This window comes from Micromonospora sp. NPDC049580, from assembly GCF_040675595.1.
In the GTDB taxonomy this organism is placed as follows: Bacteria; Actinomycetota; Actinomycetes; order Mycobacteriales; family Micromonosporaceae; genus Micromonospora.
The window spans coordinates 1-7,186 of record NZ_JBFAPG010000330.1 but is presented as its reverse complement, the minus strand read 5'-3'; the positions used below and the strand labels follow the sequence as shown (position 1 = coordinate 7,186).

General features: G+C 73.8%; 4 protein-coding genes and 1 pseudogene. 2 read left to right on the top strand and 3 right to left on the bottom strand.

Annotated elements, in window-relative coordinates; all coding sequences use genetic code 11:
- Positions 1-25: 25 nt before the first annotated feature.
- The 3 genes from AB0J68_RS22940 to AB0J68_RS22930 are packed head-to-tail and all read right to left on the bottom strand — an operon-like array spanning position 26 to position 4,811.
- Complete coding sequence (locus tag AB0J68_RS22940) at positions 26-1,249, bottom strand: hypothetical protein (RefSeq protein WP_354860191.1); 1,224 nt, start codon at positions 1,247-1,249, stop codon at positions 26-28.
- 38 nt (positions 1,250-1,287) lie between these two features.
- Positions 1,288-2,973: a GTPase gene (locus AB0J68_RS22935; RefSeq protein ID WP_363940431.1), complete on the bottom strand. Its 1,686-nt coding sequence runs from the start codon at positions 2,971-2,973 to the stop codon at positions 1,288-1,290.
- Positions 2,970-4,811 (bottom strand): ABC transporter, encoded by a 1,842-nt coding sequence (locus AB0J68_RS22930; protein WP_363940430.1) that lies wholly within the window; start codon positions 4,809-4,811, stop codon positions 2,970-2,972. The genes AB0J68_RS22935 and AB0J68_RS22930 overlap by 4 nt, the downstream gene beginning before the upstream one ends.
- A 220-nt stretch (positions 4,812-5,031) precedes the next feature.
- On the opposite strand from AB0J68_RS22930, the gene dnaK reads away from it, so the two are divergent.
- A complete protein-coding gene (gene dnaK, locus AB0J68_RS22925; protein ID WP_363940429.1) occupies positions 5,032-6,891 on the top strand; it encodes a molecular chaperone DnaK in 1,860 nt (619 codons plus the stop codon).
- A 48-nt stretch (positions 6,892-6,939) separates the two neighbouring features.
- A pseudogene (locus tag AB0J68_RS22920) lies at positions 6,940-7,186 on the top strand (nucleotide exchange factor GrpE); the annotation flags it as partial.

The window sequence follows — 7,186 nt, the reverse complement described above, 5'->3', positions numbered from 1 at the left end:
CACCACGCCGCCCGCCCGGCGGCCGTCAGGCGCCGTCGTCGGCGAGGCGGTGCCGGTTCGCCTCGATCCAGGCGTCCAGCGCGGCCGGGTCGTCCGGGTCCACGCCGTCGGCCATCAGTTGCGCGACCGCGGCCGTGGCCGGGCTGCGCCGCTCGCCGGTGGAGTAGAGCCGGGCGAACTCCGGCACCATCTCCTCGATCGCCTCGTCGGTGCGTGTCGCGGCCGCCTCGGGCAGCCCGCGCTGGCGCGACGCGTACCGGGCCCAGGCGCGCAGCACCCGGGGCAGCATCGCCGCGTCGTCCATGTCCAGCACGGCGCGGCGGTGCACCCAGTCGAGCAGGAAGAGCCCGGCCACGGCCGGGCTCCAGCGCATCGGGTCGGCGTCCGGGAAACTCGCCGAGTGGTCCAGCAGCAGGCTCAGGCAGAAGTGCAGCGAGGCGAGTTCCGGGCCGTCGACGCTGTCGAGCCCGAACCGGGCGGCCTCCGGCGCCGCCAGGAACCGCCGGACCAGGTCGGTGCGCTCGGCGGCGGACAGCGGCTCGACCTCCGCCGGGCCGGTCGGGTCGGCTGCCGTGGGGAGCAGCGCCAGCCGGGCGCCGACCAGCGCGCGGTCGGTGGAGAGCGAACCCTCGCCGGGCAGCTCGGTCAGGTCGTCGGTGACCGAGAGGTGCCGGGCCACCTCGCCCCGCAGCCGGGACGGGTCCTCGGTGCGGAACCAGGTCAGCTCGTCGTCGGCGCACATCTGCCGGACCTGGTCCAGGATCCGCTCCGCCGGCCCGCCGACGAAGATGTCCTTGGTGATCCCGATGTTGTGGTCGACCAGGGCCACCAGGGCGTGCTCCGGGCCACCGGCCGCGTCGTCGTACGCGAAGGTGGCGAGGTAGGAGGTCTGGTCGCCGTACACGTCGCCGTACGCCCAGCTGCCGGTCAGGTGCACCCGGCCGAGCTGCCCGGACCAGGCGGGCGCCTGGCTGCCCGGACGCACCCGCTCGGTGCCCTCGGCGGTCGGGACGAGCGTGGCGAAGACCTGCCGGATGGTGGTCGCCGCCGCGATCCGGCGGCGGGCGGTGGCGGCGAGGAACCCGGTGACGAACTCCCGCACGGCGGTGTCGCGGTCGGTCTCCGCGATCGCGTAGACACTGCCCAGCAGCGCGCTGCCGAGCATCTCGGCGTCGAGGGCGGACTCCAGCTTGGTCACGTCGCGTGCGGCGTGCAGCACCGCGTCGTAAGGGGTCTGAGGCGTGGCCATGCTCCGACCCTACGCCGGTCGGGGCGTACCAAGCGGCGTCAGCGGCGGGCGGCGTCCCGCAGCGCGTCGCGTGCCTGCGCGTAGGAGGCCAGCACGATCCGCACCGGGGCGAGCACGTACTCCGCGCCGACGTCGGCGACCTTGGCCGTCAGGCGCTGCTCGGCGCGGGCGCGGGCCCGCCGGGCGGCCCAGCGCACCACCGGGCGGGTCACCGCCGCCACCAGCAGCCCGGCCAGCAGGCCGCCGAGCAGCAGCAGGGTGGGCAGCGGCACCTGGCCGACCATCGGGTTGTCCAGCGCGGGCAGGCCGAGCGCCCGCAGCGCGTAGCCGAGCACCAGCCAGCCCAACCCGACCACGGCGGCCAGGGTGACCAGCCACTGCACACCGCCGACGACCCGCCACCAGAGCGGTCGCCTGTCCAGGCCGAGGTCGGTGCCGGCGATCGTCCGGTCCAGCGCGTCCGGCAGGTCGCCCAGGCGGGACCGGGCGGCGGAGGTGACCGCCGCCGGCCAGGCGGCGGGCAGGTCGGCGGCGGCCCGGTCGGCCACCGCGCGGATCGCCAGGCCGAGCGCCGAGCGTTGGGTGGCGGTCGGATCGGGCACCGAGGTCGCCGCGACCAGGCTCTCCGCCGGGTCGGCCGCGCCGCCGGTCGGGCCGGGCAGGTGCAGCCGGCGCAGCGGGTCGGGTCGGAGCCGGCGCCAGCCCCGCACCACCGGCCAGCCGGTGGCCGCGCCGGCCCGATGCCGGTACGCCTGCTCCACCGCCTCGGTCACCGCCGGCACACCGGCCGTGCCGGCCAGCGCCCGGTTCAGCGCGGCGACGGCCGTTCCGTCCGGGCCACCGGCCGGTCGGGCCGAGCCGACCAGCTCGTCCAGGCCGGCGACGACCGAGTCGACGTCGCCGGCCAGCCGACGCAGGGCGGCCTGCCGCTCGGCGACCGTACGCTCCAGCGCGGTGCGCAGCCCGACCATCCCGGCCGGGTCGATGGCGGTGGTGGCGAGCAGTGGCACGCCGGTCAGCCCGTCGGAGTCGAGCAGCCGGCGCAGGTCGTCCAGGACGCGGGGCAGCTCGGTCGGTGGCAGCCGGTCGGCCTGGTTGAGCACGACCAGGGTGACGTCGCGGTGCCGGTGGAACTCGCGCAGGTAGCTGTCGTGGATGACCCGGTCGGCGTACTTCTGCGGATCGACCACCCAGACCACCTGGTCGACCAGGCCGAGCAGCCGGTCCACCTCCAGCCGGTGGGACCGCTGCACCGAGTCGAAGTCGGGCAGGTCGAGCAGGATCAGCCCGTGCAGCGCCGTCTCGTCGTCCGCGTCGAGCGCGCTCTCCCGAACGAAGCGGTGCCGGGGCAGCACCCCGGTCCAGTCGAGCAGCCGATTGGCGCCCTCCAGCGGCCCCCACACGCACGCGTGCGTCACGCCGGTGGTCGGCCGGCGAACCCCGACCGGGGAGAGTTCCAGCTGGGCCAGCGCGTTGAACAGGCTGGACTTGCCGCTGCCGGTGGCGCCGGCGAGGGCCACCACGGTGTGATCGCGGGACAGGGCGAGCCGGGTGCCGGCCCGCTCGACCAGGGTGTGCGCCGGCACCAGCTCGGCGTCCGGCAGCAGGCCGTCGACGGCGGTCAGGAATCGGCGTACGGCCTCCAGGCGGGCGATCAGCGCGTCGGGGTCGACCCGCTGGTCGCCGCGGAACGCCTCGCGTACCCGGCCGGCGATGTTGGTCACCGCGAACCCTCCTCGTCGCCGACCGGCAGGGTGCCGTCGCCGGTGGCCAGGCCGCTGCGGTGCCGGGCCAGCTCGACCCGGCCGGCGGCCCGCCGCAGCGCGTCACCGGCCGCCTCGGCGGGTCGGGCTTCGGCGGTGCGGGTCAGGAAGCGGTCCGCCTCCGCGTCCAGCAGCGTCCGGACCCGCGCCACCAGGTCGACCCGGGCCTTCGCGGCGAGGGTACGCACCGCCTGGTCGCCGAAGATCGCCTGGAGGACAGCCTGCGCGGCGACCGTCGTACCGGCCCCGGTGGCCAACTCCAGCCCGGTGGGGATGAACGCGGTCGAGGCGAACACGGCGATCATCACGGCCAACCCGGTGGCGTTCACCGCGTACGCGGCGGTGCGGGCCACGAACCGCTTGTCGCCGCCCTCGACCCGGACCAGCTCCAGCACGCCGCGTTGCCAGTCCCGGACCATCCGTTCGGCGCGTTCGGGCAGGTCGCCGCTCGGGTGGGCGAGCCCCGGCTCGAGCAGGTCCGCTCCCGCCGGGTGTGCCTTCCACCCGGTGTACGCGGATTCGGCGGCCTCGGACGCGACGCCCCGCAGCAGGGTGACGAGCTGCGACTCGATGGCGTTGCGCAGCTCGGCGGCCGGCGCGGGCCGGCCGGTGACGGCGGCCACCACCCGGTCGCGGAGTCGCCCGATGCGGGCCTCCAGCGTGCGGAAGAACTCGCCGGTGCCGACGAACTCCTGCCAGCGGGCCAGCACCTCACCGCGGAGCAGTCGACCGTCCTGCAGACCCTGCTCGACGGTCCGCTCGGCACCCCGGTACGCGGCCCGGACCCGTTCGTCCAGCCCGTCGGCGGCGGTGACCTGCTCGTCGGCCGCGTCGGCCAGCTCCTCGACGGCGGGGTGCAGGGCGGCCAGCGCGCCGTCCAGGGTCTGCCGGACCACCGCCGCGCGGGCGTCCGCGTCGGCGGCCAGCCGGGCGAACCAGTCGGCCAGCGGCGCCGTGACCCCCTCGGGCAGCAGCCCCTGACCGTCGACCCAGGTCTCCGGGAGGACGAACAGCGGCGCCCGGCCCAGATCCTGCGCGGCGAGCATCTCGGCCAGGTGCGCGGCGATCTCGTCGCTGGCCTCGGCGGGCACCCGGTCGAGCACCATGGCGATCACGGCACCCCGGGCCCGCGCGCTGCGCAGCAGCTCCCACGGCACCGCGTCGGCGTACCGGGCGGCGGTGGTGACGAAGAGCCAGAGGTCGGCGGCGGCGAGCAGTTGGCTCGCGAGCGCCCGGTTGGCGTCGACGACGGAGTCGATGTCCGGTGCGTCGAGGAAGGCCAGACCCGGCGGCAGAGCGGGGGCGGTGACCAGGTGCAGGGAGCGTGGATCGTCGCTCGGCTCGGTGGTGCGGGTCAGCCCGGGCAGCAGGTCGCCCTGCCGAAACCAGGACGCGTCGGCCGGGTTGCAGACAAGCACCGGGGAGCGGGTGGTGGGCCGCAGCACACCGGCGGCGCTGACCCGGGCCTTGACCAGGCTGTTGACCAGGGTCGACTTGCCCGCGCCGGTGGAACCGCCGACCACCACGAGCAGCGGGGCGTCCAGTCGGGCGAGCCGGGGCAGCAGGTAGTCGTCGAGCTGGTCGGTGAGGGCGCTCGCGGTCTGACGGGCGGCCTTGGCGGAGGGCAGGGCGAGCGGATAGCGGGTCGCGCCGATCGCGGCCTTCAGGCCCGACAGCGCGCCGGGGAGGCTGTCGTCCCCGGTGGTGGCGGGCGGCTCCTCCGCGGCGTCCGGCGGGCCGGTGCGGGCTGCGACGGCGGGCGCGCCGGAACGGGTGGCGGAATCGCCGTGCGTCGTCACCGCTAAAGCGTGCCCGACCGATGCAAGGGAAGACAACCGGACGGTAATAACGGCTGGGTTGCGTCGGGTCGGCTCAACTCAACTTGACGATTCGCCAGCGCGTGGCACTATTGAGTCCAGTTCACTCAACTTGTGGTGGGGTCCGCTGCGGGCGGTGCCCGCCGAGCAGTCGCGGGCGATGCCCGCCACCTGCACAACCTTACGAAGTGAGGAAGCGAAGATGGCACGTGCGGTCGGTATCGACCTCGGCACGACGAACTCCTGCGTCAGCGTTCTCGAGGGCGGTGAGCCCACCGTCATCGCCAACGCTGAGGGCTCGCGGACGACCCCGTCGATCGTCGCGTTCGCCCGCAACGGCGAGGTGCTCGTCGGTGAGGTCGCCAAGCGCCAGGCGGTGACCAACCCGGACCGGACGATCCGCTCGGTCAAGCGCGAGGTCGGCACGAACTGGTCCGTCGACATCGACGGCAAGAAGTACACCCCGCAGGAGATCTCGGCCCGGACGCTGATGAAGCTCAAGCGGGACGCCGAGGCGTACCTGGGCGAGCAGATCACCGACGCGGTGATCACCGTCCCGGCCTACTTCAACGACAGCCAGCGCCAGGCCACCAAGGAGGCCGGTGAGATCGCCGGCTTCAACGTGCTGCGGATCGTCAACGAGCCGACCGCGGCCGCCCTGGCGTACGGGCTGGACAAGGGCTCCAAGGAGCAGACCGTCCTGGTCTTCGACCTCGGCGGCGGCACCTTCGACGTGTCGCTGCTGGAGCTCGCCGAGGGCGTCATCGAGGTCAAGTCGACCAGCGGTGACAACCACCTCGGTGGCGACGACTGGGACCAGCGGATCATCGACCACCTGGTCAAGACGTTCCGCGGCGAGCACGGCATCGACCTCAGCCAGGACAAGATGGCCCTCCAGCGCCTCCGTGAGGCCGCCGAGAAGGCCAAGATCGAGCTGTCCGCCGCCACCACGACCAACATCAACCTGCCGTACATCACCGCCGGCGCGGCCGGCCCGCTGCACCTCGACGTGACGCTCAGCCGCGCCGAGTTCCAGCGGATGACGCAGGACCTGCTGGACCGCTGCAAGGGCCCGTTCGAGCAGGCCGTGAAGGACGCCGGGATCAAGATCTCCGACGTCGAGCACGTCATCCTCGTCGGTGGTTCGACCCGGATGCCCGCCGTGACCGACCTGGTCAAGCAGCTCACCGGCCGCGACCCCAACAAGGGCGTCAACCCGGACGAGGTCGTCGCCGTCGGCGCCGCCCTGCAGGCCGGTGTGCTCAAGGGTGAGGTCAAGGACGTCCTGCTGCTCGACGTGACCCCGCTGAGCCTGGGCATCGAGACCAAGGGCGGCATCTTCACCAAGCTCATCGAGCGCAACACCACCATCCCGACCAAGCGCTCCGAGGTCTTCACCACGGCGGACGACAACCAGCCGTCGGTGCTGATCCAGGTGTTCCAGGGCGAGCGGGAGATCGCGGCGTACAACAAGAAGCTCGGCACCTTCGAGCTGACCGGCCTCCCGCCGGCGCCGCGCGGCGTGCCGCAGATCGAGGTCGCCTTCGACATCGACGCCAACGGCATCGTCAACGTGCACGCCAAGGACCTGGGCACCGGCAAGGAACAGAAGATGACGATCACCGGCGGCTCGTCGCTGCCGAAGGACGACATCGAGCGGATGCGCCGGGACGCCGAGGAGCACGCGGAGGAGGACAAGCGCCGCCGCGACGACGCCGAGACCCGCAACGTGGCCGAGGCGCTCCAGTGGCAGACCGAGAAGTTCCTCGCCGAGAGCGGCGACAAGCTGCCCAGCGAGAACCGGGAGCAGCTCAACGAGGCGCTCGGTGAGCTCCGGGGTGCCCTGGGCGGTCAGGACATCGAGAAGATCAAGTCCGCCCACGAGAAGCTGGCGCAGGTCTCCCAGCAGGCCGGTTCGCTGCTCTACTCCCAGCAGGCCGAGCAGGGCCAGCAGCCGGGCGGCGAGGCCGGCCCGGGTGCGACCGGTCCGCAGGCCGGCGCCGCCGGTGGCGCCGACGACGTGGTCGACGCCGAGATCGTGGACGAGGACGGCAAGAAGTGACCATCGGCCTCCGACACGTATCCACGGCGAAGGGGATGAGGTAGCCGCATGACGCAGAAGCCACGAGCCGCCGACCCGGGCGACACCGGGTCGACGCCGGGTGGCTCCGCGCCCACGGAGCCGGCCACCGGCGACGGGGAGCGGGTCGTCATCCGCAACAACCGCAAGCTGACCGACACGTCGGAGCCGGCGGGCACCGCCACGGACGCGGGCAGCGACGTACCCGCCGAGGGCCTGGTCGAGGACGCCGAGATCGTGGTCGACGAGATCGAGGCCGAGGTCAACTCCACCGACG

Coding starts and splice junctions, on each gene's coding strand:
- dnaK (WP_363940429.1), top strand. CDS start 5,032: ATGGCACGTGCGGTCGGTATCGACCTCGGCACGACGAACTCCTGCGTC.
- AB0J68_RS22940 (WP_354860191.1), bottom strand. CDS start 1,249: ATGGCCACGCCTCAGACCCCTTACGACGCGGTGCTGCACGCCGCACGC.